The sequence below is a fragment of the Marinifilum sp. JC120 genome, assembly GCA_004923195.1.
Classification (GTDB): Bacteria; Desulfobacterota; Desulfovibrionia; order Desulfovibrionales; family Desulfovibrionaceae; genus Maridesulfovibrio.
The window spans coordinates 112335-138426 of record RDSB01000007.1; the positions used below are offsets into that span (position 1 = coordinate 112335).

Here is a 26092-nt window from a genome sequence, read left to right on the forward strand (position 1 = left end):
GCTCCTTATTACGGTTTGAGAAATCTTATATTGCCTTTTTTGTAAGGATCAATCTTCAATTGCCCGTCCGGGCATATTCCACGAAATGCAGGATCGCTACAGTCTATCTTTTGGGATGGTCTGTAACGGCGTTGCTGTATCAACATAATTTTACGTCTGCGTTTGCGGCGGATCATCTCGTCAACATCCTGAATGTGTTCAGTCCAACGTTTGTAGGCTCTGTAGGTCTTGCTGAGTTTCTCGTAATCCACTGTTTCGTCTTTACGTTTGATCCCCAGAAGATTGAGCATTCTGCGCGCAAAAGTTTCCTTGGGTTTTATTTTTATTTTTACCTGTGCGGCTTTGAGCTTTTGTCCGTGTGTGTCGGTATCTTCCCCCTCTTTCCGCTCTTCTTTGGCCTTGATGGCAGTAATGGTCAGTTGCAGGTCTTTGATGCGGCGAGACCTTAATTCGTCAGTGCTTTTCCCATTCTTTGAGAGAGTTTGATAGTCAAGCGACAAGAAGACATCTTTTCCGGTCTGTAGAAAGACCAGATCGTAGATGGAAGCCATGTTCATTTCAGAATAGGGCTGGTGGTAAAAAAGCTCCTCTTCCACTTCCCGGATGTCGCGCCTGGTATAGTCCAGACTGCCGTTGCGATAAGCCGCAAGAACCGCTTTCAGGGCTGGAGACGGCTGGACATCCTCCGCCTTAACAGTTTTGCCGCCTGATTTGATGATGGCAAGGTCTTCGTCGCTGACCGAATAATCGAGCTTTGTTGCGGTTCTATTGGCATATGTCGGCATGGTCCCGTTTTTTACCTTTTCTATGATTTCCTTTAGTTCCGAAGACGGTTTTACTTCATCTGCTTTTTGTGGTTTTACCCCTTCCCTGTCCGGGATAGGTGTTAGCCTGGGCAGCAGGATGTTAGCGCCTGTGGGCTCCTTTTCTGCACGATTGATGTGGGCTGATTTGTTTTCGGTGCGGTATGAGGACAGTGCCGCTTCCGTGTTAAATATGTTTATCAACAGCAGTACAATAAGCAGTACCCGCATCCGCAATGTCATTCTTGCAGAATTTGAAGGTCCGGGTGCGAATTGCTGTAGGGCCATATTATAATCCTTAATGCGAGTTGCTGTTCATCCTGAGCCGAATTTAATTCTTTTATTACAAAAGAATCTTTTATCCTTTAGCAATTTATGTCAATATACGCTAAAGAGTACGGGTGTAGAAATCATTTTCATTTTTTACTTTAGGGATACTTGTTCCGGTGGAGAATATGGCCAAATTTTTCAGAATACGAAAAGGACAGGTCCTTCCATACAGACTTCTTGTATATATTTTGATTTGTAGTTCCTTTTTTACAATTCTCGGCACCAGCGTTCAGCTTTATATGGAATACCGCAGTGATGTCAGTGAGATTCAGAAAGGGTTCGGACAGATTGAAAACAGTTACGTAAATACAATTGCGGCCAGCCTTTGGGATATTAATATTGACCATGTGAAGATACAGCTTGAGGGAGCCATGAAACTGCCCGGGATGCGTTATCTTGAGGTGGTGGAAATGTCTTTCGGCTCGGTTGATCCGGTGGCTTTCATCGGTAAAGTACCCGATAGTACTAATGTAATTGAGGAAACTTTTCCGCTGATCCATGTTATTGACGGGAAAAGTGTGGAAGTAGGGCAGCTACGGGCTGTCGCTGATTTGGATAACGTTTTTAAACGTTTGCAGCTGAGGGTCTTCGTGGTTCTGCTCACGCAGGCTGTGAAGACGTTTTTGGTGGCTCTTTTTATTCTCATGATTATTCATTACATGGTCACCCGTCATTTGCAGACTATGGCCGAATACGTGCAGGAAATGGACCTGAATACCCTTGATCGGGAATTGGTTCTTAATCGGCGTAAAAAAAGCTCCAGACCGGATGAAATTGACCGGGTTGCTGAAGCTTTTAATGAAATGCGGCTTAATTTGATCAGGGATATTTCCGAGCGTAAAAAAGCCGAGGAAGCTCTGCGCCAGTCCAATATGATTGTTGAAAAAAGTCCAATGGTCCTTTTTAAATGGAAGAATGAGCCTGATTGGCCTGTAGAGCTTGTCTCCCAGAATGTAAGTCAGTTGGGATTCAGTGCGGACGATTTTATGTCCGGAAAAATTAAATATGGTCAAGTTGTTCATCCCGATGACATTGAAAGGGTCGAGGATGAAGTTAAAGAATATGTTGAGTCCGGTGTGGATCATTTTAACCATGAGTACAGAATCGTAGACCCGACAGGACGAGCTTACTGGATTGCCGACAGTACTGTGATTGTCAGGGACAGCGATGGGAAAGCCACTTCATATCTTGGAATTGCTTACGATTTTACTGAGAAAAAGGTTGCGGAAAATGAACTTGCCCGGTTGCGTAACCTGCTTAAGAATACCATTGATTCCATGCCTACCATGCTGGTCGGCGTCGACGAATCTTTGCGCATCAACCAGTGGAACAGGTCTGCTGAAGAGGAAACCGATTTGACCTATGAGCAGGTCCGGGGAACGCAGCTTATGGATGTATTTCCTCAGCTGAAGGATGAGCGGGATTTGATAATGGATTCGGTAGAAAAGCTTGAAGTCCGTGAAAAGAATAAAATTCCTTTTAATTCAGACGGGCATGTCCAGTATAAAAATATTAAAATTTATCCGCTGCTGGAAAGTGAGTCCGGGCGCGGTGCCGTTGTCCTCATTGATGATGTGACCATGAAGTCCAGGCTTGAAGACATGATGATTCAGACAGAGAAGATGATGTCTGTAGGCGGACTGGCTGCGGGAATGGCCCATGAGATTAACAATCCGCTGGGAGCAGTTCTATCAGGAGTGCAGGGAACCGAAAGACGGTTTTCTCCATCCCTGAAGAAGAATATAGAAGTCTCTTCCGAGTTGGGAGTGGATTTGGTTAAGGTCCAACAATATATGGATAGACGGGGAATTCTTGGTTATCTGCGCGGCATAAGTGACGCCGGGCGCAGAGCAGCTTCAATTGTCCGCAATATGCTTGAGTTTAGCCGCAAAAGTGAATCTTCCCGTATGCAGGTTCAAGTGAAAGTCATTCTTGAAAAAGCCCTTAGTCTTGCGGAAAATGATTATGACCTTAAGAAAAAGTATGATTTTAAGGTTATTGAAATCCGCAGGGACTATGAACAGAATCTGCCAACTGTAAGTATCACTGAAACTGAGATTGAGCAGGTCTTTTTGAATATATTTAAGAATGCGGCCCAGGCCATGGCTGATAAAGAGTTTGGTGATGAACGTCCTACTCTGACCCTCAGAACCCGCAAGGACGGTGAGTTTGTGCGGGTTGAAGTGGAAGACAATGGTCCGGGAATGGATGAAGACGTACGTAAGAGGGTTTTTGAACCTTTCTACACCACGAAGCACGTAGGACTTGGGACCGGGCTTGGACTTTCAGTTTCCTATTTTATCATTACCCGGAACCATGAAGGGGAGTTTCTTGTGGAGTCTGAAAAGGGTAAAGGATCAAAATTCATAATCAGGATACCTATAGGGGGCATGTCTGAAAGTGAATAGGAATGTAATACTTGTTTTTTAAGAACGAGTTTTTCTTTATTTGTTGAAGGGGTATTTTTTCTAAATGTATTATTTCTATATGCTTAATAATTCATTCTTTCTCGTAAATGCCTTAAGAAATTAAAATTGGGAACGATATATTATAGGTGGTGCTTACATTTATTTAGATGGAAACTATGGGAGGTTTCTAAATGAGGTTGAACATCAAGAATAAGCTTATTCTGCTTATCTTAACAGCTGTACTGCTCTGTGCAGGCGGTATGGCTTCGATTTCTTTCGTGAAAATGACTGATATGGCGGAGACTGCTTTTGAGGAGTCTTCACTTAGTGAATTGCAGCAAATAGATATGTTTATATCTGAATTCATGCATGAGGCCGAGCTTAACGCGAAGTTTCTGGCTGGCGAACCTGCTGTGATTGACTCTTTGGGATCGAACCCAAATTTTGTTCAGGATTCATCCCTTGATGCGGTCAACCGGGAGCTGATGGATGATAAGGGGAAAGCGGCTTTCGATTTGATGAAAAGGATCGTAAAAAGTCATGATGCGTATGACTTTGCTTTTTATGGAATGGAAGACGGTGGATTCAACATGTACCCCGAGGATGGAATGCCCAGTGGTTATGACCCAAGGTCAAGACCATGGTATTCTGCGGCTCTTTCTGCATCCAAGGATACTTCAGTCAGTAAAGCTTACAAGTCCACGACCGGAATGGCTGTCAGTTCCGTTACCTCGAAAATTCGGGATAATGGTAGGGTTATCGGTGTAGTCGGTTTTGATATCAACCTTTCTACTCTTACCGATGTTGTTTCAGCTATTAAGATTGGGAAGACTGGGTACATTATTCTGATGGAAGGTGACAATACCATTCTGTCTGATCCTGTGAACAAGGATTATGCTTTCAAGAAAGCTGAAGAAGTCGGTGATTCAGGAATGGATGTATTAGCAACCATGAAGAATGATTTCGCTCAGGTTAATCTCGGGGGTGAGGATAAATTTGTGCGAGTATACACTTCCCCTGCTCTTGACTGGAAGCTGGCACTGTTGCTTGATAAGTCCGAGATAATGGAAGGTGCCTACGATACTGTTAAGGATACTTTGCTCATGGGGCTTGGTATCGCATTTGTTCTCTGTCTTTTCGGCTGGTTTGTGGCCAAGTCTATTGCTACTCCTGTTCAGATGCTTGTTGGGGCAGCGCAGGCTGTTTCAAAGGGTGATTTTGATGCCATTCCTGATGAATCCCGTTTTTCCGGGGAACTGCTCACCTTGCAGCAGGCCTTGAAGGGAATGGTTGTTGATCTTGGCAAGTTGCTTAAATCTACAGAAGAGAAAGGACTTGAAGCCGAAGAGCAGACCAAGTTGGCCAAGGAAGCTCTGGCGGATGCCGAAGAAGCACGCAGTGCTGCCGAAAGTGCCAAGCGCGAAGGTATGCTGCATGCTGCCGAGCAGTTGGAGCAGATTGTAGATCAGGTTACCAGTGCTTCGCAGGAACTTTCTGCCCAGATTGAGCAGTCCAGAACCGGGGCTGAGATTCAGCGGGAACGTTCTGCTGAGGCTGCAACAGCCATGGAAGAGATGAACGCTTCTGTTTTTGAAGTTGCTCAGAATGCTTCGCAGGCTGCCGAGAGTGCCGATGATGCCCGCAAGCAGGCTGAAGGTGGTGGTGGGATCGTCGATAATGTGATCAGCAGTATCGGTGAAGTTGATAAGGCTACCGGACAGATGTCGGACGGTCTTCACACTCTTGGGGAACGTGCAGAGGGAATTGGGAAGGTTATGAACGTGATTACCGATATTGCGGATCAGACTAACCTGCTGGCACTTAACGCCGCCATCGAAGCAGCCCGTGCTGGTGATGCCGGACGAGGTTTTGCCGTTGTTGCGGATGAAGTTCGCAAACTGGCTGAAAAAACCATGGACGCCACCAAGGAAGTAGGGGATGCGGTTTCGGCTATCCAGTCAGGAACCCGCAACAGTATCAGCGATATGGAGAAGGCTTCCGGTATCGTTGAAAGAAGTACCGGCTATGCATCTGAGGCCGGAGAATCTCTGTCATCTATCGTGGGGATTGTAGAATCTACTGCGGATCAGGTAAGGGCTATTGCAACTGCTTCCGAAGAGCAGTCTGCCGCTTCCGAAGAAATCAACCGCAATACTGACGAAGTAAACCGTATTGCAGCTGAAACTTCACAAGCCATGGAGCAGTCCACTCAAGCAGTCCATGAGTTGTCTCGCCTTTCTGAAGATCTCAAAAACGTCATTGATGATTTGAAAAAAGTATAGATCATTAAATTCAGAATTGACTTAATAGCCGCTCCCTGTCCGGGGGGCGGCTTTTTTATTTGCTTATTTCAGCATTGAAGCAGGGGCTTGTGTTATATCTTGAACTCGAAATTGCTGGAAAAATATAGTGTTACATGTTTGTAATATGGCGATATGGCAGGTGTTTAAGTCTTAATGAAACTGTTGTATTAGGTGATATGTTGTATAAAGCTACGCAGTGTTATCTTGGGGGTGTCGCTTTTGTAATTAATGGGGTTGTTTTTGTTGCGATTAGTATGTTTTTGAGGTCTTAATGTTGAATAATATATTGTTAAGGTGTGTGTTTCCTCTCTTGATATTGTTTTAAAAAGTGGTTAGGTTCCGCTCTCAAAGATAGTGCATTTTTGAGGGGGAGTGCATAAATCCGGCCTTTACTTGAGGGGGAAAATCTATGGTAGCCAGTGTTGGACTGAAAAGACGAGTTTTGCGTGATGATGTTGTAGAACACATTGTTGGCAGCATTTTGAAAGGATTCCTTAAGCCCGGGGATAAGATTATTGAGACTAGGATCTCACGGGAGTTGCAGGTCAGTCAGGGGGCTGTACGTGAGGCGATCAGGGATTTGACCGCCAGAGGTTTTGTTGAGACTGAGCCATACAAGGGGTCTCGGGTAAAGGTTCTCTCTTCGGGTGAACTTTATGAGTACTATGCTGTCCGGGGTGAGCTGGAACCATTGGCTCTGGGATGGGGTTTTGAACTTAACAGGATTGATGCTGAAGCCTTGATGTCTTCTGTTGAGAGTATGGTCGCCGGAGTTGAGCTTAAGGATATGGCTGCTGTCGGGCAGGCCGATCTTGATTTTCACCGAACCATTATGGAATGTTCCGGAAACGGTTCACTCGTACGTTCATGGGAAGCTCTCGCTAATGATTATTGGATGTTTACTCTTGCCAAGCAGCATATTGAGAATGGTGTGGACCTTAGCGTGCACGCACAGGAGCACAAAGAAATTGTGGATGCTGTCAATGCCGGGGATCTTGAGCTGATGAAAGATCGGTTGAAGAACCATTTTTCACTTTAAGTTTCTGTACGTTTCTTTTGTACTCAGCGCATGGCAGCGGCTATTCTTTGCTGTTGTCTCAGATATTTGTTCTGTCGGGTGGAGCGGATGAAAGATTTTACTCCCTTCACCCCGTCTATGTTCGCGGCTATCTGCTTGGCATCGATGGCTTCGTTGATGCTGGCAACTCTGCCCATAAGTACCACATTGCATTGTACTGATTTTACGGCGACGTTGGCTCCCCATACGGAATCATCATTGAGCAGTGCGCTCTTTACAGCCATCTGGATTACGTAATCATTGGTCTTGTCACATGAATTTTCTTTTTCAGCGAAAAGGTAGGTCGTGAGTGAGTTTACCTTCCTGTTTTTTTTGACGATTCTGCGGATAAGCTGAAAATCTTCCTTTTCATCATATTCACCCACAACATATACGTGCCCGTTGTATGAATACGTGCTCAAATCCATTATATTGAGTTTTTTTTCATTGAGGATATCCGATTGGATGCTTGTTTCAAGCATCTCGTCTTCAACGATGGTCTGGAAGCCGCGTTCATCCGTGCTGATGGCATAGGCCGTGTAGATCGACCCTACTGAAGATGGAATCATCAGCGGTCCGGGCAGCGGGGGAATAAGCACTGAAGCGGAGCAACCGCTCATGCAGACTAAGGCTAATAGGACAAGGTAAATCATTAGTTTCCGCATCTCGTCATCATCCTTGATTAGAGTTTCTGAGAGCAGAAAAAGCAAAAGCTGTGCCGTTTTGTTTTAAACGAGATTAGTTTATAAAGTTCAGTATGTTGTTGAGTCTGTTTTTATACGAGTGTTGATTCATTATAAGTTCCTGCCATTTTTTTGAAAGTTCTTTTTTGAGCTGAGGATGGCTTTTAATGAAGTCTATTTTTTCCGGTAGTTCAGCAGGAACTTTGAAGGTACAATGTTCAAGTAATTCTTGTGGGAAGATAGATAAGCCCGGTGTGTAGTCGCTGAGCAGAAATCCCCCGGAAGCCCAGATATCAAAATTGCGCTGGGTGAGGCCGCAGGGCAGGAGCGGGCTGGTCATGTTCAGGCTGATTTCAGCTCCAGCGTAGATTGATGGCAGGGTGGTGAAATAATCCACTGGTGGACGCAGGTCCGCGTCAGTCAAATATTGCTTCCAGCCGTCATCGCCGAAGACCGTGAGTTTCTCCCCGGCATTTTGTAATGAAAGAATCCGCCAGAGCAGACCTGATTGTTCGGCCTTGAACCCTGTTGCTCGTACTTTCCGTCCGGGCCAGAACTTATCTAACCCATCTTTTTCTGCCCACCATTCAAAGTCCGGTTTGATGCTGTTTTCGATGGCTTGCAGGGCTGCTTTTTCGTCTTCAATGCTAAAGCTACAACCTGAGAAGAAATTGTCCTTGGCCGGGAAGCTGGAGCGACCTACAAATACCGTGCGTTCATCAAGCTGTGGATAAGGGGTGAGCTCTGTATTAAAGACTGCCGGGTCAGTGGCGAGGGGCAGGTGAGCTACTTTTTTTGCTCCGTGTTTTTCCAAGGCGGAAATGAACCAGTGATCGGTGACCAGCAGCGGTACATCCTGCCAGTAATTTGATTTAATGCCGGAAATGATATGGAAAGGATTATCCACCATCCACACGGCAACTTTAACCCCGGCCTCGCGGAGCATGAAAAAAGTTTCGCCCGCATTATCCAGTCCGCTGAAATTTATACTAAGGACCAGTTTCGGCAGTTCACTGCTCAGCAGATTAAGCAGGTCTTTGCGCATTGCGTCCGGCTCGATAACCTTGTAAGAGAAGCCCTCGGCTTTGAAGGATCGGCAGAGTTCCGGCACCAGTAATGAATTGTCGTCGCCGGGAATCCATACGCTTTTACTGCGGTTTCTGCTCCTGATTCCGGCGCGCTCCACAGTAAGTTTGGAGAGCAGCGGTTCCCAGAAAGAGGGGAATAAGCGTTTGCCGGGAGTGTAAAGAATTATTCTGAATCCTGAGAGGTCACCCGCTTCATCTGCGCTGATTTGCGTTAATCCAGCCGGGATTGTATACCCTTCGGGCAGTTGCGCCGAAAGTTCGGTACATTCGATGTAAAGTAATTTTTTTGCCTGCGGGAACAATTCAGCAGTCAACGCCGGATTCGGGCCAAGGCCGAGGAACAGGATTTCTCCCTCGCCGCCGAGGTCCTGAAAATATCTTTCGCCTTCGGGCAGGGATTGCAGCTGGCCGGATTCGTTTCTTATGCGGATTCTTTCGGGGCGTTGCATTGCTATCGATACTTGGCTTGCGGGCCGTAATAAGTTAATTTCCAGACACCTTATAACGCAGTCGGTCTTAAAAGTCTTTTGCGGATCACTGCGAAACTAAAATCAGATTATGAAACAATATCGCGATCATTATTTCAAAAGAGCCAAAAAGGAAAACTATCCTGCCCGTTCCGTATACAAGCTTCAGGAACTGGACAAGCGTTTCAAGGTTTTCGCAAAAGGCCAGAATGTTATGGATCTCGGGGCTGCTCCCGGTTCATGGACCCTTTTTGCTGCCAAGAAGGTTGGGGACGCCGGACGTGTGCTTGCAGTAGATATTCAGTCCACTGATACCGTCTTTCCTGATAACGCCACCTTTTTGCAGGCCGATGTATTTGAGGATTCCCCGGAACTTTTGGCTGCAATGGATAAGCAGTTGCCCTATGACCTGATCATCAGTGACATGGCGCCAAAGACAACCGGGGTAAAGTTTGCCGATCAGGCTAATTCTCTTGAGCTTTGCGAACGTGCGCGTGACATCGTGCCCAGCAGGCTTAAAGAGGGCGGGCATTTTATAGTTAAAATTTTCGATGGACCCGACGTTAAAGGGTATACTGATTCTCTGCGCAAGATGTTTTCTAAGGTAAAAAGATTCAAGCCGAAGAGTTGCAGAGAGGAAAGCAAAGAGTTCTTTATAGTAGGACTTGGCTTTCGCGGCATCGCAGACAGCCGATAAAGCACCATCTGCTTTGTTGCTGCGGAAAAGACTGAAACTCACGTATTACTTATACGCTTCGTTCCAGTCTTTTTCTTGCGCCTCGCATCTGGCACTTTCTCGACAGTCTGCGAGATTTTACTTTGAAGACAAACTCAGTTAGTAGTGCCTACATTATATATAAATACTGTCCCGCCAAATTTAAGAGCGACGGGACTTTGATATTCTCAGGAGGAAAAAATGGCCGGACATAGTAAATGGGCTAATATTCAGCACAGAAAAGGTAGACAGGACGCCAAGCGCGGTAAGATTTTCACCAAAATGGCAAAGGATATTATCCTTGCAGCCAAGGGCGGAGGCGATCCGGCCATGAACGCTTCTCTGCGTCTTGCCATCTCCAAGGCTAAAGCTGTGAACATGCCTAACGATAAGATCGATACTGCGGTCAAAAAAGGTACCGGCGAACTGGCCGGTGGCGATATTTCTGAAGTCATGTACGAAGGTTACGGTCCCGGCGGTGTAGCTATTCTTGTTGAAGCTGCAACCGATAACAAGAACCGTACTGTTGCTGAAGTGCGTCACGCACTTGGCAAAGCAGGCGGTTCCATGGGTGAAGCTGGTTGCGTTGCATGGATGTTCGATAAGAAAGGCGTCATGGTTTTTGATGCTGAAAAGTACACCGAAGACCAGCTGCTTGAAATCGGCCTTGAAGGCGGCGCCGAGGATGTAATCGCTGAAGATGATTCCCTCGAAGTTCACTGCATGCCCGAAGATTTCACCGAAGTTCAGAAGGCTTTTGAAGCTGCTGAGTGCGAAGCAAAAAGCTCCGACCTCGCTTTCGTGCCCAAGAACCTCGTAGAAGTTGATGTTTCCAACGCCAAGAAGCTTATGAACCTCATGGAAAAGCTGGAAGACAACGATGATGTACAGAACGTGCACGTTAACGCTGACTTCCCCGATGAGCTCATGGCTGAAATGGAAGGTTAGATGGGAGATTCCGGTATTGTAATCATCGGCATTGACCCCGGAACCCGCGTAACCGGATACGGAATTGTACGCGAACTTTCCGGGCAGGTTTCCCTTGTGGATGCCGGGACAATCCGGACCAATACCAAGAAGCCCATGTGCTCAAGGCTGGGAGAAATCTACTCCCGTATTGCCGAGCTTATAAAAGACCATTCACCGGATGAGGCGGCAATCGAAAATGCGTTTGTCGCCTCTAATCCGGCTTCGGCCCTTAAGCTGGGACAGGCCCGCGGTGCGGCTATGGCTGCCTGTGCTGTCTCAGGTCTGGTTGTTTCCGGGTATGAGCCTACCAAGGTTAAACGTAATCTTGTGGGTAGCGGACGGGCTGACAAATCACAGGTCGCCTTCATGGTGGAGCGCATCCTTGGTGTAAAAAATACCAAGTGGGCTAACGATACCACCGATGCATTGGGCATTGCGATCTGTCATCTCAATGAACGAAGATTCGCAAAGGTGGCTGGAAAATGATCGCCTATATTCACGGTAAGCTTCTCGAAGCTACAGATAAATCCTGCATTATCCTCACCTCCGGCGGGGTCGGCTACGAATTAGCCTTGACCCTTTCCGCTATTTCCACCCTGCCTGAATCAGGTTCGGAAATCGCTTTTTACGTTCATTCTGTGGTCCGCGAGGATGCCTTTGATCTTTATGGTTTCCCCTGCTTTGATGACCGCGAAGTTTTCCGCACCCTTATTTCTATTGACCGCTTAGGCCCCAAAAAGGCATTGGCGATCCTTTCCCAGTTCGGTCCCAAGGAATTGCAGGACATTGTTTTCCGCGAGGACGTGAAGACCATGTCCATTGTGCCGGGCATCGGACCCAAGTCCGCGCGTCAGATTCTGTGGTCTTTGAAGGACAAGATGGAGACTCTTAAGTCCGCCACTGTGCGTAGCGGTGCCTGTCCGGTGGAAGGTGACCGCAGTGAATTCCTTGATGCTCTTTCCGGCCTACGCAATCTCGGTTACGCTGACGATGAAGTGCGCGAAATCCTCAAGGAAATCTTCGAAGCGGAAGCTGATCTTGACGCTGGCGGAGCTATCCGCGTAGCTTTGAAAAAGATTTCCCAGAACAAGTAAATTTTCAGTAGGCAGTACCGGAATATGATGGAAAGCAACGGTTCAGACGATCACATCAGACCGCAACGGCTGGCCGATTTTATCGGACAGGATGATCTGCGCGACAACCTCGATGTCTTCATTCAAGCTGCGCGTGGGCGCGGCAATGCCATGGACCATTCCCTTTTCTACGGCAACCCCGGTTTGGGAAAAACAACTCTTGCCCGGATTATTGCTTCTGAGCTCGGGGTCAATCTCATTACCACATCCGGTCCTGTAATAGAACGCAGCGGCGATCTTGCTGCCATCCTGACCAATCTATCCCGCAACGACATACTTTTCATCGATGAAATCCACCGCGTGCCTGCCAATGTAGAGGAAGTGCTTTATCCGGCCATGGAGGATTTCAATATCGACCTCATCATCGGGCAGGGACCTGCCGCCCGTACCGTGAAGATCGACCTTGAACCGTTTACTCTAGTAGGTGCCACAACCCGTTTGGGGCTGCTGACATCACCTTTGCGTGACCGTTTCGGCTGTATTTTTCGCTTGGAATTCTATTCTCCCGAAGAGCTGGCCCGTATCGTTACCCGCGCGGCCCGTATTTTCGACCTCAAGGTAACGGACGAAGGCGCGCTGATCATCGGCAAGCGTTCGCGCGGCACTCCGCGTATTGCCAACCGCCTTCTGCGCAGAGTTCGAGATTTTGCCACTGTGCATGGTGATGGGGTCGTAACTGGTGAACTCGCCGATATGGCGTTGAACAAGCTGGATGTTGACCCGCTTGGACTCGATTACATGGACCGCAAGATTCTTTCTATTTTGATAGATCAGTTCGGTGGCGGTCCTGTAGGTGTAAAGACCATCGCCGTGGCCTGTTCCGAAGAAGTGCGCACCATTGAGGATATTTACGAACCGTATCTCATTCAGTGCGGTTTTTTGAAACGCACATCCCGCGGACGTGTTGCTACCGCTAGAGCTTACCAGCATCTTCAGAAGGTTGCTTCCGGGGGGCAGGGTAGTTTGTTTTAAGGGATAGTGGTGGATAAACTTATAGTTAATAGCAGCAAAGGCCGTTAGGCCTTTTTTTTCGCGGAGAATAAATGTCCATACGAGTTAAACTGATAATGGCAGTGACCGCTATTCTGGTTGGCGCATTTGTTCTCATCAGTCTTTTCAACTATAATGTTTCCCGTAAAAATATTCATGATGAAATAGTATATTCCGCCTTACCGCTGACCCGCGACAATATATATTCAGAAATTCAGTCCGGGCTGATGCGTCCTATCTTTGTGTCATCGCTCATGGCAAACGATACTTTCCTTCAGGATTGGACCGCTTACGGAGAGACTGATCCAAATGCCATCACGCGTTATCTGAGCGAGATTCAAGACAAGTATGGATTTTTCAGTGTTTTTTTTGTCTCAGCGAGCACCAGAAAATATTATTACCCCGGTGGGGTTTTAAAAAAGGTTTCCGAACAGGACAGGCACGATGTTTGGTATTATGATTTTGTAAAATCCGGTGAGGGATTTGATCTTGATGTTGATACCAACGAGGCGGCGAGTAATATTCTGACCATTTTTATTAATCACCGAGTTGAGGATAATGATGGAAAGTTTCTTGGAGTTGCCGGTGTTGGTCTTAAGATGGATAAAGTTTCAAAGCTTTTAGCAAGTTTTTCTGAAAAGTATTCCAAGCAAATATTTTTAGTAGATTTGTCCGGTGTGGTGCAGGCGCATAGCAATGTGAATTTAATAGGAAAGGTAAATATCAAGAATTTACCGGGCCTGACGACAGTGGCAGAACAGATGCTCAGTCCTAACAGCGATCCCGCGATATTTGAATTTTCTGCCGGCGGTGAAAAGGAATATTTAACCACTCGTTATATTCCTGAATTTGAATGGGTACTTGTGGTGCAGCAAAGTGAGAAAGGTTCTCTCGGCGCAGCGCGAGATAATTTATCAAGAACTATTTTGGTTGGTGGCGGCACAACTCTGTTAATTGTTTTTTTGAGTATTCTGGCTATTAATCATTTTCAAATACGGCTGGAGAAACAGGCCGGGACAGACGCTCTCACCGGGTTAGCCAACCGTCGTTCATTTGAGAATCGCTTTGAAGCAGCCATGAATAATTATTTCCGTAATGGAAATGATTTTTCAATAATTCTGCTGGATGTTGACGGTTTTAAGCGCGTGAATGATTTATGTGGGCACTTGCAAGGGGATATCCTAATTAAGGATATTTCATCCAAAGTATGCTCAGCAATTAGAAATGATGATTTTTGTGCCCGTTGGGGCGGCGATGAATTTATTATTCTGGTTTCCGGTAATGTGGATATAGCCATGAGCGTGGCAGAGCGCATTCGTTCATCTGCGTGTTGCAACTGTAAGTGTGATGATGAGGTTTCTGAGGGTGAAGAAGTCAGGATCACAGTCAGTTGCGGTGTAGCCGGATTTAATGCTGATGATTCCCTTGATTCCTTGGCCCAGCGTGCTGACAAGGCTATGTACGAATCGAAAGTGCTGGGGAAGGATCGGGTTGTTAAGGGTTGAGATTAGTTTTTTTTGATATTTTATGGGAAAGCCCCTTGCAGCGTTGGCTGTGAGGGGCTTTTGATGCTTTTGAACTAATTGTTATTTTCTTCGTAGCTGATGAAAGTGACTAGTACAAACAAAGCAAGTGCAGTTATTCCTGCAAAGTAAGAGGCGTTGAATATGAGCATTATTAGTCCCGATGCAACGTTTATATAACCAAGCATAATTAAGAAATATGCAATCTTGTAGTATTCACGCCGGAACGTTTTCCGGTCAAAGTCAACTTCTCTGAAAAATAAGACATATGACAGAGGTCCAAAAATACCCACAGCTATGGCAAACATGTATGTTGCAGCACTTATGTAGAAGTTATTTGTTTCAAGGGCCATGCCTGTTATGACTAAGAAAAATGTTGCTGAAAATAGAGTTAGCGAAGGCAATAGGTACTTTTCTTCTGATAAGTGTTTAACTACTTTTTGTTTTTTGGTTTCGTTGTCCATAATCAACTCCTTTTGTCTTTTATAGTTAACCCAAAAAACTCCCCCGCCTGCAAAAGCAAGCGGGGGAGTTCCATTTCCTACCAATTACAAATCGAAAAAATCAATAAAAATCCTAATCTACGTCCGGCACAATCTTACAAATATAACTAGTCAATAAATCAAACAAATCTTTCGAACGATTGTTAAACCTGAATTCCAATTCTTTCAAATACAAAGGAAAACGATGCGGGGATATTCCTTTGTAACGCTTGAAACGCTGCCGGGCGAATTGCCAGAATTCCCCGCCGGAAATTTCTATGTGCGGGGTGATATCCGGGTATTTGCGGATATAATCCAGCGGTAGGGAATCATCTCCGCAGAGGATCAGGGAATCGTACTTCTGGTAGCGGTCGGTGTGGATTAAACTGCCGTGGCGGACCAGCTTTAGGTGGAAGTTGTGGTTGAAGTGAAAGACTGACTCGGCAGTGATATTCTGCATTAAGTCGATGAACACCCAACCGTTCTTTTCCATTATTCCGAATACGGGGATGGTCCCGGTGGATTTCTTGGAAGGCACCCCGGTCAATTTTTTGTTCTTGAGATGCTTGTGCAGACCCGTTTCAGCACTCAGCAGCTGCTGGGCATCAATGGCCTGCGCCAGGATTGCGAACCTTAATGCAGTGATGGCCTTATAGGTTGCGTTGTAGGAAAGTTCTAAGTCGATGGAGATTGCATGCGCGGTGTGATCCTCTGAGAACATCTGGATCAGGCGCACCCATTCGCGGCAGGAGAGACCGCCGTTGTTGATCCAGCGTCCGCTGAAATCCTGAAAGGTATACTTGCAGGAAGAGCAGCGGTAGCGGTCACCATTGAGATTGTAGAGCTTATGCTCCCGGCAGCGCGGGCAGAAAGGTTTGCGGTCCCCCAAGGCTTTGTGCAGCAGGAAATTTCTGGCTTCCTCCTCGGAGGATATCAGACGTTCAAGCAATTCATCCCTGCTTTCGGAAACAGCCTCCAGAGCCATTTCTTCTATCCGCCTATTGCCGACATCTGTGTTTCGCATACACCTTCACATCCTGATCTTTGTTCTAAGAGATGGTATCCCAGCGGCTTGTCGCGGGTAGCAGCGGCTATAACCCGACGCAGTGTTTCATCATCGAGGTTGGGATTCCTTAAAATATTACGCAGCTTGTAGGTCCGGTCGGAAAAAAGGCAGGTGCGCAGTTTACCGTCGGAGGTAATGCGCAGCCTGTTGCAGGTGGCACAGAAGTGGGAGCTGACCGGGGAAATAAGACCCAGCCTACCCTCGCTGCCTTCTATTGAGTACATGCGCGCCGGACCGTGATTTTCCGGCCTGGCCTTTTCTCTTTTCAGCACTGCATACTGCTGAGCTTGTTCAAGGATATCATCCGCAGACCAGAATTTGCTGTCAGACTTGGTGTCGTCTCCCATGGGCATGAATTCAATGAAGCGCATGTCAATGGGATTCTCCCGTGCAAAATCAATGAAGGAACCTAGTTCCTTATCATTGATGCCTTTCATGGCTACTGCGTTGACCTTAACTCGTATTCCGGCTGAAAGGCAGGTTGAGATTGCGTCAAGTACGTCATTCAGGTGATCGCGTCCGGTGACTTCCTTGAAGGTTTCCCGATCAAGGGTATCAAGCGATATATTCAGCCTGCTGACTCCGATTTTTTTAAGCTCCGGCACCAGTGGTTCAATGAGTGTCCCGTTGGTGGTGATGCGCAGGTCCATTTCCGGGTGGCTGGTCATGACTGCTGAAATAAAATCCATGAAACCACGGCGGGCGAAGGGTTCGCCTCCGGTGAGTCTCAGCTTGGAAATATTCATGGAAGCAGCTAAATCCACCAGCCGCAGCATTTCCTCGTAACGCAGGATATCCGGGTGGGGGATGTGCTTGAAATCCTTGGTCACGCAATACATGCAGCGCAGATTACAGCGGTCAGTGACACTCAGCCGCAGGTAATTGACTGTGCGGCCTATCTTGTCGGTAAGTACCATTTTAGAACCCCCAGACAGATAGAGTGCCCCGGTTGTACCCTTCTTCCACAGCCACGAAATCAAGGGGCAGGGATTCAAGGTCATTGAGAGCTGGGACGGATGTTTTGTCAATTTCCCTGAAATCAGTGGTTTTTATGTAGGTCTTGCAGGAACCGCAGACATCGACCCGGTAGCCCGGAGCTTCTTCTACAGTGAAAAATTTGAGGTTGTCCGCGTTTGATTCATCGCAATAAGCACAAGCCATCCTGCGCACACGGTACTCGGTGTGGCAGAAGGAACAGTTGGCATAGCGAAAGCCTTGCTGGTGATGCAGGGTGTGCATGAACGGCACGGAGCCACAGATGGGACAGTGTCCGTGGTTGCGCGGTGCAGGCTGCTCCAGCTCGAAATCAAGCTCGTCATTGTCGGACCGTTCGGATATGTCAACCTTTTGATGGGGGAGTTTTTCTTCCAGTGCAGCGGCAACTGTCTTTATGGAAGGAGTCAGTGCGGACTGGATGAGGAAACTGAGGGTACGCGGAGCTTCGGGCATTTTTTCTGCCCAGCCCATGAAAAAGTCATCATTTGTTTCAAGGTATGCCTTGAAAGCCTGTTTCAGGTCTAATTCACCGGATTTGATGCTTTCGGTGATGAGTCCCGATGCTTCGGCAATGGCACCTTCTTCTTTACCCACCAGTTCGGCAAACTCATCGACAAGCTTGCATGCCTGTTCGTAATCATAAGTAAAATCTTCGCGTGCAAGCAGGGGGCGTCCTTGCAGGTTTGCATCGTCAGAAGCAAGATTTGTCGGTATGGTTGGAGAGGAGTGCTGCTGTGCTTCCAGCTGGATTGCGGCAACATTTGAAATTAAATTAACAAGCTCTTCCGGGAGGAAAGGCTTTTCCCGCAGCTCAGATACTTTTTTATCCAGCTGATCCTTGGCACTGTTGTAATCAAAATTCATTATAAAAAACACTCCTTAAGGGAACCCGGCTGTAGGGTGAGCCGAGTTTGTTTCATTCCTGTTAAAAAAAGCATATGCCTAATCTGAGGCAGCTGCATAGGAGTGTTAATTAGTCTTGTTTTGACACAAAGTCTAATCGATTATTTCAAGAAAATATTATGGTTATGTTGATATAATTTAAGTGCCCGGAAAAATTACAACCCGCTAATGCGGCCCTGATCGTTGTAAACCCAGAATCCGGTCTTGGATATATTGCCGATGAGGGTGATACCTATTTTGCGGGCCAGTTCCACTGAAAAACTGGTTGCAACGGCTGTTGAAGCCAATACAGGAACCCCGATGCGAACAGTCTTGAGCAGGATCTCAGATGCCACCCGTCCGGTGGAAACGATCATTTTCCCGTCTGTTGGCACATTTTCAAGGAAACATTGGCCCACGATCATGTCGATGGCGTTGTGGCGGCCGATATCTTCGCGGAAGTAGAGCATTTCTTCGGGGGTGCACAGAGATGAGTTATGGCAACCGCGGGTCTTGGTATAAAGAGTAGAGCGGGAATGCAGCTCATTGGCATGTTTCAGAATCTGTTCCGGGGTGACCGTCAGTTGTGAGCTGATATTCCGTTTAGAAATGGTGGAAACATTGCGCCCGAAATTGGTGCCCTTGCCGCAACCGGATGTTATGGAATATTCGAGGACTCTTCCTTTCCACGGATCATGACTGGTACTGATGTCCGCGATGATGCGGTCTTCATATTCAGTTATTTTCAGGTCGGTAACCTGATCACGGGAGGAAATATAGGCATCCGATTTCAAGAAACCTATGGCGAGGTAATCCGGGTAGCGGGCCGTGGTCAGCAGGGTCACTACTTCACGTCCATTAAGATTGATAGTCAAAGGAATTTCAAGGATGCTGCTGATCTCTTTTTCCTTGAATTCGCCACCTGAATATTCTTTTACTGTATAGCTGAAACTCTCTTTCATCATGCTCCGCCTGATATATTTAAGTCAGCATAGGGGGAACAGGCTTTGCGGGCAAGATCTTCTTTTTTGCGCCTGTTTCTGCACATTCTTGGTGCGAAAACGGGTTAAGACTAAGAGTATAATTGTGCCTGTATTGACATAGAGCACTCTTTCTGATCTAAATTTATGCTGGCTCGCCTATTATTAGTAGTGGCCTATTCTGCGGATGATCTGTAATCACGAATTTTAAACTGAGTTCTCTTTGGAGGAAAAATGAAAAAACTTAAAGTACTTCTGCTTGCTCTCGCTCTCGTTTCCCTGCTCGTTGCTCCGGGATTGGTCAAGGCTGAAACCCTGATGATGGCTACCACCACCAGTACAGACAATACCGGCCTGCTGGATGATCTGGCTCCTATGTTTAAAAAGGATACCGGTATTGAATTGAAGTGGACTGCTGTCGGAACCGGTAAAGCTCTCAAAATGGGCCAGAACTGCGATGTTGACGTGCTCATGGTACATGCTCCCGCTGCTGAGCAGAAATATGTTGATATGGGCGCGCTCAAAGATCGCCGCGAAGTAATGTACAACGACTTCGTCATTATCGGTCCTGATTCCGATCCCGCAGGCGTTAAAGGCCTTCCCGTTGTGGAGGCCATGAAAGCTATTGCCGATTCCAAGGCTGCTTTTGTAAGTCGTGGCGACAATTCCGGTACCAACAAAAAAGAAATTTCCCTCTGGAAAGTTGCAGGAATGGCTGTTCCCGATAAAGCCAAATGGTACATCCAGACCGGACAGGGCATGATCAAAAGTATCACCGTTGCTGAAGAACGTGATGCCTACATTATGACTGACCGCGGTACCTACATTAAATACAGTGCTAACAAGAACGGTTCCCCTGAACTGAAAGTTCTGGTGGAAGGCGACAAGTCTCTCTTCAACCAGTACAGCGTATTGGCTGTTGATCCTGCGAACTGCAAGAACGCTAAGTACGAACTGGCTACCAAGTTCTCCGAGTGGATGGCTTCTCCCAAGACCCAGAAAGCAATCGGCAACTTTAAACTGCTCGGTAAAAAACTCTTCATTCCTAACGCAAAATAAGTCGTAATTTTTTATGAGTGGAGCTTAATATAAGCTCCACTCATAAAAATCACCCTCTTTTATAATAAGCTTCACTCTTGTTATCGGAAGCCTCGTTTGGTATTATTAGGATTGCTGTAAAAGAGAGGGTTTAATATTATATGGATTTTATTTTTAACGGTTTCTGGCAGGCGTTTGTGCTTCTGTTTTCCGCTGACCCGGAAACCTATTCCGCTATCTATACCACCATCTGTGTGACTACCATTTCCATCAGCGCAACCCTGATTTTCGGTGCGCCGTTGGGATTTCTTCTTGGCTATCATGAATTTCCCGGTAAAAGGGTTATACGCCTTATTACCGATACCCTGCTTTCTTTTCCCACTGTTGTTATCGGGCTGCTGGTTTACGCTATGCTTTCCCGCAGGGGGCCTATGGGCGAGATGGAGCTTCTTTTTAGTATTCCCGGCATCGCTGTAGGGCAGACTTTGCTTGGATTGCCTATTGTCATTGCCATGATGGCTACGGCGGTGGAGAATCTTGATCTGCGCCTCAAGCAGACTCTGCTGACCCTTGGAGCTTCGCACGGGCAGATTTTACGCACTACTCTCTGGGAGGCCCGCTACAGCCTCATGCTTGCTGCCGCCGCCGCTTACGGACGCATTGTTTCCGAAATCGGTATTTCCATGATGGTCGGGGGTAACATCAAGTGGCATACCCGGACCATAACCACCGCCATCGCCCTCGAAACAGGCAAGGGAGAATTCGCCATGGGCATTGCTTTGGGGCTGGTGCTTATGATTATTGCTTTTGCGGTTAATTATTCCATGTCCGGAGTCAGAAAAAGGGCGGGCCAGTAATGAAGGATTTGTTCAGGCTCGAAAATGTCTGTCAGCGTTATAACGGCCGGCAGGTGCTCGCCCTTAAGGAATTTTCAGTTGGCGAAGGGGCAATTGTCGGCTTGGCCGGGCATAACGGCAGCGGCAAGAGTACCCTGATGCGTATGCTTGCTTTTCTGGAAAGTCCGGATTCAGGTAAAATTTTCTATGATGGCAGGGAAGTTGAGGAACCGGAGTTGGGTTTACGTCGTGAAGTTACCATGCTTACGCAGGAGCCCTACCTGCTCACGAGGTCGGTAGAAGCAAATGTTGCTTACGGACTTGAACTGCGTGGTGAAAAGAATATTCACGACAGGGTTTGCGATTCCCTGATTCAGGTTGGATTGGACCCGGATAAATTCATGCATCGTAACTGGTTTGAGCTTTCCGGCGGAGAAGCGCAGAGGGTTGCCCTTGCCGCACGTCTGGTTTTGAATCCACGGGTGTTGCTCCTTGATGAACCCACAGCCAGTCTTGACTTTGAATCGACGCAACTGATCCATGAGGCTTCGGTCTCTGCCCGTGAAGAGCATGGCACCACCCTTGTTATTGTCAGCCATGATCACCTTTGGTTGGAAGAGGTTTCCGATACCATTTATCGTCTGGAAAGCGGTCAGCTGGCCGGTTGATGCTCAGGTTCCAGCAGGTCGTTCACGGTTTTTACCGGCGAAAAAGTGCTTAATGGCACTTCAACAAAAATTGTAGTCCAGTCGGCCATGGCTCCGTTCCATAGTCCGGGCAGTTCCATTGCTTTCAATTCTTTTCCATCTTTTGATTTTACTGAAATAAATCCGGAATCCTTATCAATTCTTTCGAGCAGGTTGAAAGGTTTGCCTTCGCAATCACGCAGTCCGCAGACAATGTCTACCGGGTTGAAGTGCGTTGCGCTGCTTAAGCATTCTGCCTGATTCGGATCATCAAGATCTACCTGATTTTTTTCCACAATCTGCCTTGCCGGAATACCGTCCGGTCCAGCTACCCAGAATGGTCCGCCACCGGGTTCTCCCGTATTTTCAACCATCCCGCAAACCCTGATTGGGCGGTTGAGCTTGGAGAGCAGCCACTTGGACTTATCTTCTTTCGACATTGAGCCGTATGAGTCAGGCAGCGGTATGGAGAGGCGGTCAATGATGAATTTTTCTATGGCGTTTAGCCCGTCTTTTTCAAGGGTTTCTTGTTTGATGCTATGGACGTGGCTGAAAATTTTATTTTGCAACTCTACCAATAACCCGCCGATAATTTGCTTGTACTCGATGGTGTCGGACTTCAGATGATCCGGAGCAACGTTGTCGATGTTTTTCAGGAAGACTATGTCACCCTGTAAGTCGTTCAGATTCACCAGCAGGGCCCCATGTCCGGCAGGTCTGAAAAGCAGCCGGTCGTCGTTTGTACGGAACCCTTCTCCCCTGAGGTCAACGGCGATGGTATTGGTCTGTTTGCTTTGTTTTGAGTATGAAATTTGGAAGTCCATTTCCGGGTAGCGCATTAAAATTTTGGAGATGTGCTTTTCAATTCTTTCCCTATGTTCTGGGGGGACAGTGAAATGAGCACGGACTCTGTTCTTTTCATCTCGGGCATATTCCATAGCTTCGATAATATGTTCTGCAAAAGGGGTTCGGGAATGGTCGGAATAACTGTGGAACGGGATTAATCCTTTGGGCAAACCTCCGTAGTTCAATCCTTCCGGGCTGAGGACGTAGTGCAGGATGGTCCTGAAATCCATGGTCCGGCATGCGTTGTCCAAGTCTACTCCATTATCGGCCATTAGTCTTTCCAGCTCATCATGGAATGCAAATTTTTGCAGTGAAGCAATAAAAGTGCGGCAAAAGGTGACGTTTTCATCGCTGCTTTCGAGAGTGGGGATTTCGTCTTCAGTGGAATTGTAGACGGCGAGCAGGGATTTGAACATGCGTGTGGCTGCTCCTGATGCCGGTACAAATTTGGATACCCGTCCTTTTTTTAGAGCCTGTTTGAAAAAATCTACCAGTTCTCGTCGTTCACGGTCATTTACGATGCTTATTCCGTCATCGGGCGTGCACGGTCTGATTAGCGGGGTGCTCGGAAAGCCTGCACGGAATCTTTGTATCTGTTCTACTATCTTGTCTTCAGCTACACCGCTGTTAATTACCTGTTGGATAACTTTTTCAGCTTCCTTAAGTAATGTTTCCAGAGTTTTGGTACTGTTTTTATGGTCTGAAGATTTCATCCGGATATCTCCTGCAATAGAATGAGTTTATTTCGTTTGATGTCTTTTTATCATAAATTTATTTTGATTATAGTGTTTATAGCATTTTGTGCTGAAGGGCGCCACAACAGTACTTCAAAATGTACTTTCTTTTTCTGTTCGCAATGATTTCAAGTGGATTTAGCCCCCTCAAGCTGTTATCCTATGCATAATTCCCGTAGCAGCAGGAGGAGTCATGAAAAAAAGCAGCTTCAAGGTCCAAAAAAAGAATGATCGCAAGAGCCTTACCGAGGATATCAGGGACCATGTTATTTATTCCCTGAGCAAGGAAGTAAAGGACGCCAGTGAATGGGATGCGGGCAAGGCCCTTGCTCTGGCTTTACGTGACCGGCTGGTGGAGCGGATGATCGGGACCCGTGACCGCTATCGCAGGGTGAAAGCCAAGCGCATGTATTATTTTTCCATTGAATATTTGCTGGGTCGTTGTCTTGGTAACTCACTGTGCAATATGGAACTGCTTGATCTGTGCGAGGATATTTTCAAGGATCTCGGTTACGATTTGGATGAGGTCAGGGCCAGTGAGCGGGACCCGGCCCTTGGCAACGGCGGACTCGGCAGATTGGCGGCTTGTTTTCTTGATTCTCTGGCAACCCTTGACCTGCCCGGCTGCGGTTACGGAATTCATTACGAATACGGTCTGTTCCGGCAAGCGATCCATAACGGGTATCAGAAAGAACTTGCTGACTACTGGATGAAAGAAGGTATGCCGCTTCAGATTGCCCGTCCTGACCAATCAGTTATAGTTCCTCTTTACGGAAGGGTGGAGAATGCAGTTACTCCCAGCGGTGACTATTTGCCCATGTGGGTGGATTGGGATGATCTTATCGGTGTTCCGTACGATATTCCGATTGTAGGGTACGGTGGAAAGACTGTTAATTATTTGCGTTTGTTTGCTGCAAGGGCGTCTGAGAATTTCGATATGGGTATCTTTAACCACGGAGATTACATCAGGGCTGTGCAGCGCAAGATTGAGTCCGAGATGGTTTCCAAGGTGTTGTATCCTACAGAGTCAGTTTCTTTTGGTAAGGAGTTACGGCTGGTTCAGGAATATTTTCTTGTGGCTTGCGGCTTGCGTGATATAACGCGCAGGTTTATGGCTCAGAATAAAAACTTTGAAGAATTTGCAAATTACGTTGCCATTCAGCTTAACGATACCCATCCGGCCCTGACTGTTGTTGAACTGATGCGCTATCTGGTGGATGAGCGGCGAATTGAATGGGAGAAAGCATGGGAGATTACCCGTGCCACCTGTGCCTACACTAACCATACCTTGCTGCCGGAAGCTCTTGAATTGTGGTCCGTTTCCCTGATGGAAAAAGTCCTGCCGCGCCACTTGCAGATTATCTATGAGATTAACAGCCGTTTTTTGGAAAAGGTTGAGGGTAAATATCCCGACGACACTGAAAAAATGCGGCGTATGTCTCTGATTTGTGAAGATGGGGTGAAGAAGGTGCGCATGGCCAATCTGGCAGTGGTTGGTTCACATTCGGTGAACGGTGTATCCGAACTCCATTCAGAATTAGTCAAAACCCGTTTGTTCCCAGATTTTTACGAGCTTGAGCCTAAGAAGTTTAACAACAAAACCAACGGGGTTACCCCGCGACGCTGGATGCTTAAGGCCAATCCTCCGCTTTCCGCGCTGCTGACCGAGACCCTTGGAGATGGTTGGATTACAGATTTGAATCAGCTGCGCAAATTGGAAGGCCATGTTAATGAAAGTGAATTCTGTAAGCAATTCATGGCGGCCAAACGGACCAATAAGGTCAGGCTGGGTAATTTTATCAACGCTACGTTGGACATCAATATTTCTCCGGATGCAATTTTTGATATTCAGGCCAAGCGTATCCATGAATACAAACGACAGCTACTGAATGTTCTTCATATCATGCATCTCTATCTTGAACTGGTGGATAACCAAGTAGAGCCTTCATGCGCTCGCGTATTTGTCTTTGCGGGTAAGGCCGCTCCGGGGTACTGGGAGGCCAAGCAGATTATCAAACTGGTTCATTCTGTGGCGGATGTGGTTAATAATGATCTTCGCGTTAAAGGTTTGCTCAAGGTGGCTTTTGTGCCTGATTACCGGGTTTCCCTTGCAGAGAAGATCGTTCCGGCCTGTGATGTGAGTGAGCAGATTTCAACCGCCGGGACCGAGGCTTCGGGAACCGGAAATATGAAGTTTGCCATGAACGGGGGCTTGACCATAGGTACTTATGATGGGGCAAATATTGAGATGCTGGAAGAGGTGGGAGATGATAATTTCTATCTTTTCGGGCTGAAGCAGGAAGAGGTGGAAAAATCCCTGCGTGAAGGCAGTTACCATCCCCGTGAAATATACAATCATAGCCCGGAAATCAGGCAGGTCTTTACTGCTTTGCTCGAGAATAGATTCTCTCCCCATGAGCCTGATCTGTTCCGCTGGATAGTTGATAAACTGCTCACTGATAATGAGCAGTATATGCATCTGGCTGATTTTAAATCATATTCCGATGCCCAAAAAAGAATTGATAAGGATTATGCCGACAGGGAGCTTTGGGCTGGAAAGGCTATTCTAAATACCGCACGTATGGGTAAGTTTTCAACCGACCGGACCATGCGCGAGTATGCGGAAGACATCTGGAAAATTAAATCGGTAAAAGGGTAATCATAGATCAGGTAAAAAAAAGGGCAGGGATCGTTCGTGTAAACGATCCCTGCCTATTCTTTTTATTTAGGCTGCTTGATTTTTTTGAGTCGTACGGCTGTTCCGTAGCAGGAGTAAAATTTATCTCCTTCAGGATGGAATGAAACAGATTCCCTGTAACATACAATCGCATCCGCATTGGCGTCTATTGCCTGTGCGATGAGGCCGTAGAAGGCATTGTCAAAGTTGTAGCTTCGGCAGACAATCAGACCGAATGTTCCCAGAACTTCTCTGTTGGGAACCTCTTCAGTCGTCACTATTTTTACGTTTCCGCCCAGATAAAGGTTGCGGGCCATATCAAGACGCTGGTCTTTTTTGGCATCCTCAATGGTCCTGCTAGTCTTGCGATTGGGGCTTCCGAACATTAACGCCATATTTG

General features: G+C 46.9%; 23 protein-coding genes. 13 read left to right on the top strand and 10 right to left on the bottom strand.

Features of this window, described 5'->3' with window-relative positions:
* Positions 1-8: 8 nt before the first annotated feature.
* Positions 9-1091: a hypothetical protein gene (locus D0S45_08920; protein ID TIH16524.1), complete on the bottom strand. Its 1083-nt coding sequence runs from the start codon at positions 1089-1091 to the stop codon at positions 9-11.
* Positions 1092-1258: 167 nt separating this feature from the next.
* On the opposite strand from D0S45_08920, the gene D0S45_08925 reads away from it, so the two are divergent.
* The 3 genes from D0S45_08925 (at position 1259) to D0S45_08935 (ending at position 6883) form a co-directional block, all read left to right on the top strand.
* The gene (locus tag D0S45_08925) at positions 1259-3541 is read left to right on the top strand and encodes a PAS domain S-box protein (protein ID TIH16525.1); all 2283 of its coding nucleotides are present in this window, start codon (positions 1259-1261) and stop codon (positions 3539-3541) included.
* A 191-nt stretch (positions 3542-3732) separates the two neighbouring features.
* The gene (locus D0S45_08930; protein TIH16526.1) at positions 3733-5823 is read left to right on the top strand and encodes a methyl-accepting chemotaxis protein; all 2091 of its coding nucleotides are present in this window, start codon (positions 3733-3735) and stop codon (positions 5821-5823) included.
* A 430-nt stretch (positions 5824-6253) separates the two neighbouring features.
* Positions 6254-6883 carry a GntR family transcriptional regulator gene (locus D0S45_08935; GenBank protein ID TIH16527.1) on the top strand — a complete coding sequence of 210 codons (630 nt, stop codon included), beginning with the start codon at positions 6254-6256 and terminating at the stop codon, positions 6881-6883.
* A gap of 23 nt (positions 6884-6906) precedes the next feature.
* Here the strand turns inward: D0S45_08935 and D0S45_08940 are convergent, their stop codons facing one another.
* Positions 6907-7470: a BON domain-containing protein gene (locus D0S45_08940; GenBank protein ID TIH16612.1), complete on the bottom strand. Its 564-nt coding sequence runs from the start codon at positions 7468-7470 to the stop codon at positions 6907-6909.
* Between the two features lie 169 nt (positions 7471-7639).
* A complete protein-coding gene (locus D0S45_08945) occupies positions 7640-9121 on the bottom strand; it encodes a hypothetical protein (GenBank protein TIH16528.1) in 1482 nt (493 codons plus the stop codon).
* 109 nt (positions 9122-9230) lie between these two features.
* Between D0S45_08945 and D0S45_08950 the strand changes: the two genes are divergently transcribed.
* The 6 genes from D0S45_08950 (at position 9231) to D0S45_08975 (ending at position 14451) form a co-directional block, all read left to right on the top strand.
* Positions 9231-9836, top strand: a complete 606-nt coding sequence (locus D0S45_08950) for an RlmE family RNA methyltransferase (GenBank protein ID TIH16529.1) — start codon at positions 9231-9233, stop codon at positions 9834-9836.
* Positions 9837-10055: 219 nt separating this feature from the next.
* Positions 10056-10802: a YebC/PmpR family DNA-binding transcriptional regulator gene (locus D0S45_08955; GenBank protein TIH16530.1), complete on the top strand. Its 747-nt coding sequence runs from the start codon at positions 10056-10058 to the stop codon at positions 10800-10802.
* Entirely contained in the window at positions 10803-11309 is a 507-nt protein-coding gene (ruvC, locus tag D0S45_08960) for a crossover junction endodeoxyribonuclease RuvC (GenBank protein TIH16531.1), read from the top strand.
* On the top strand, positions 11306-11917 hold the full coding sequence (ruvA, locus tag D0S45_08965) for a Holliday junction branch migration protein RuvA (GenBank protein ID TIH16532.1): 612 nt from the start codon (positions 11306-11308) through the stop codon (positions 11915-11917). The genes ruvC and ruvA overlap by 4 nt, the downstream gene beginning before the upstream one ends.
* 27 nt (positions 11918-11944) lie before the next feature.
* The gene (ruvB, locus tag D0S45_08970) at positions 11945-12928 is read left to right on the top strand and encodes a Holliday junction branch migration DNA helicase RuvB (GenBank protein TIH16533.1); all 984 of its coding nucleotides are present in this window, start codon (positions 11945-11947) and stop codon (positions 12926-12928) included.
* Positions 12929-12999: 71 nt separating this feature from the next.
* Positions 13000-14451 (top strand): GGDEF domain-containing protein, encoded by a 1452-nt coding sequence (locus tag D0S45_08975; GenBank protein TIH16534.1) that lies wholly within the window; start codon positions 13000-13002, stop codon positions 14449-14451.
* Between the two features lie 74 nt (positions 14452-14525).
* Here D0S45_08975 and D0S45_08980 read toward each other — a convergent pair whose 3' ends face one another.
* From D0S45_08980 to fdhD, 5 genes are all read right to left on the bottom strand, one after another.
* On the bottom strand, positions 14526-14933 hold the full coding sequence (locus tag D0S45_08980; protein ID TIH16535.1) for a hypothetical protein: 408 nt from the start codon (positions 14931-14933) through the stop codon (positions 14526-14528).
* Between the two features lie 112 nt (positions 14934-15045).
* Positions 15046-15930, bottom strand: coding sequence for a transposase (locus D0S45_08985; GenBank protein TIH16613.1), 885 nt, complete (start codon positions 15928-15930; stop codon positions 15046-15048).
* A gap of 11 nt (positions 15931-15941) precedes the next feature.
* Positions 15942-16934: a GTP 3',8-cyclase MoaA gene (gene moaA / locus D0S45_08990; GenBank protein ID TIH16536.1), complete on the bottom strand. Its 993-nt coding sequence runs from the start codon at positions 16932-16934 to the stop codon at positions 15942-15944.
* A 1-nt stretch (position 16935) separates the two neighbouring features.
* Positions 16936-17877: a formate dehydrogenase accessory protein FdhE gene (gene fdhE, locus D0S45_08995; GenBank protein TIH16537.1), complete on the bottom strand. Its 942-nt coding sequence runs from the start codon at positions 17875-17877 to the stop codon at positions 16936-16938.
* 194 nt (positions 17878-18071) lie between these two features.
* Positions 18072-18860, bottom strand: coding sequence for a formate dehydrogenase accessory sulfurtransferase FdhD (fdhD, locus tag D0S45_09000; protein TIH16538.1), 789 nt, complete (start codon positions 18858-18860; stop codon positions 18072-18074).
* 249 nt (positions 18861-19109) lie between these two features.
* Here fdhD and D0S45_09005 point away from each other — a divergent pair, with 249 nt between their 5' ends.
* The 3 genes from D0S45_09005 (at position 19110) to D0S45_09015 (ending at position 21417) form a co-directional block, all read left to right on the top strand.
* Positions 19110-19934 carry a tungsten ABC transporter substrate-binding protein gene (locus D0S45_09005; protein TIH16539.1) on the top strand — a complete coding sequence of 275 codons (825 nt, stop codon included), beginning with the start codon at positions 19110-19112 and terminating at the stop codon, positions 19932-19934.
* A 140-nt stretch (positions 19935-20074) separates the two neighbouring features.
* Positions 20075-20770 (top strand): ABC transporter permease subunit, encoded by a 696-nt coding sequence (locus D0S45_09010; GenBank protein ID TIH16540.1) that lies wholly within the window; start codon positions 20075-20077, stop codon positions 20768-20770.
* Positions 20770-21417, top strand: a complete 648-nt coding sequence (locus D0S45_09015; GenBank protein ID TIH16541.1) for an ABC transporter ATP-binding protein — start codon at positions 20770-20772, stop codon at positions 21415-21417. The genes D0S45_09010 and D0S45_09015 overlap by 1 nt, the downstream gene beginning before the upstream one ends.
* Here D0S45_09015 and D0S45_09020 read toward each other — a convergent pair.
* Positions 21402-22994 (bottom strand): DUF4301 family protein, encoded by a 1593-nt coding sequence (locus D0S45_09020; protein ID TIH16542.1) that lies wholly within the window; start codon positions 22992-22994, stop codon positions 21402-21404. The genes D0S45_09015 and D0S45_09020 overlap by 16 nt on opposite strands.
* Positions 22995-23208: 214 nt before the next feature.
* On the opposite strand from D0S45_09020, the gene D0S45_09025 reads away from it, so the two are divergent.
* Positions 23209-25674, top strand: a complete 2466-nt coding sequence (locus D0S45_09025; protein TIH16543.1) for a glycogen/starch/alpha-glucan phosphorylase — start codon at positions 23209-23211, stop codon at positions 25672-25674.
* Positions 25675-25736: 62 nt separating this feature from the next.
* Here D0S45_09025 and D0S45_09030 read toward each other — a convergent pair whose 3' ends face one another.
* Complete coding sequence (locus D0S45_09030) at positions 25737-26087, bottom strand: hypothetical protein (GenBank protein ID TIH16544.1); 351 nt, start codon at positions 26085-26087, stop codon at positions 25737-25739.
* Positions 26088-26092 lie beyond the last annotated feature (5 nt).

Bases quoted from the DNA above. Each gene is read 5' to 3' on its own strand.
- D0S45_08920 (TIH16524.1), bottom strand. From the start codon at position 1,091: ATGGCCCTACAGCAATTCGCACCCGGACCTTCAAATTCTGCAAGAATG.
- D0S45_08925 (TIH16525.1), top strand. From the start codon at position 1,259: ATGGCCAAATTTTTCAGAATACGAAAAGGACAGGTCCTTCCATACAGA.
- D0S45_08930 (TIH16526.1), top strand. From the start codon at position 3,733: ATGAGGTTGAACATCAAGAATAAGCTTATTCTGCTTATCTTAACAGCT.
- D0S45_08935 (TIH16527.1), top strand. From the start codon at position 6,254: ATGGTAGCCAGTGTTGGACTGAAAAGACGAGTTTTGCGTGATGATGTT.
- D0S45_08940 (TIH16612.1), bottom strand. From the start codon at position 7,470: ATGATTCCATCTTCAGTAGGGTCGATCTACACGGCCTATGCCATCAGC.
- D0S45_08945 (TIH16528.1), bottom strand. From the start codon at position 9,121: ATGCAACGCCCCGAAAGAATCCGCATAAGAAACGAATCCGGCCAGCTG.
- D0S45_08950 (TIH16529.1), top strand. From the start codon at position 9,231: ATGAAACAATATCGCGATCATTATTTCAAAAGAGCCAAAAAGGAAAAC.
- D0S45_08955 (TIH16530.1), top strand. From the start codon at position 10,056: ATGGCCGGACATAGTAAATGGGCTAATATTCAGCACAGAAAAGGTAGA.
- ruvC (TIH16531.1), top strand. From the start codon at position 10,803: ATGGGAGATTCCGGTATTGTAATCATCGGCATTGACCCCGGAACCCGC.
- ruvA (TIH16532.1), top strand. From the start codon at position 11,306: ATGATCGCCTATATTCACGGTAAGCTTCTCGAAGCTACAGATAAATCC.
- ruvB (TIH16533.1), top strand. From the start codon at position 11,945: ATGGAAAGCAACGGTTCAGACGATCACATCAGACCGCAACGGCTGGCC.
- D0S45_08975 (TIH16534.1), top strand. From the start codon at position 13,000: ATGTCCATACGAGTTAAACTGATAATGGCAGTGACCGCTATTCTGGTT.
- D0S45_08980 (TIH16535.1), bottom strand. From the start codon at position 14,933: ATGGACAACGAAACCAAAAAACAAAAAGTAGTTAAACACTTATCAGAA.
- moaA (TIH16536.1), bottom strand. From the start codon at position 16,934: ATGGTACTTACCGACAAGATAGGCCGCACAGTCAATTACCTGCGGCTG.
- fdhE (TIH16537.1), bottom strand. From the start codon at position 17,877: ATGAATTTTGATTACAACAGTGCCAAGGATCAGCTGGATAAAAAAGTA.
- fdhD (TIH16538.1), bottom strand. From the start codon at position 18,860: ATGATGAAAGAGAGTTTCAGCTATACAGTAAAAGAATATTCAGGTGGC.
- D0S45_09005 (TIH16539.1), top strand. From the start codon at position 19,110: ATGAAAAAACTTAAAGTACTTCTGCTTGCTCTCGCTCTCGTTTCCCTG.
- D0S45_09010 (TIH16540.1), top strand. From the start codon at position 20,075: ATGGATTTTATTTTTAACGGTTTCTGGCAGGCGTTTGTGCTTCTGTTT.
- D0S45_09015 (TIH16541.1), top strand. From the start codon at position 20,770: ATGAAGGATTTGTTCAGGCTCGAAAATGTCTGTCAGCGTTATAACGGC.
- D0S45_09020 (TIH16542.1), bottom strand. From the start codon at position 22,994: ATGAAATCTTCAGACCATAAAAACAGTACCAAAACTCTGGAAACATTA.
- D0S45_09025 (TIH16543.1), top strand. From the start codon at position 23,209: ATGAAAAAAAGCAGCTTCAAGGTCCAAAAAAAGAATGATCGCAAGAGC.
- D0S45_09030 (TIH16544.1), bottom strand. From the start codon at position 26,087: ATGGCGTTAATGTTCGGAAGCCCCAATCGCAAGACTAGCAGGACCATT.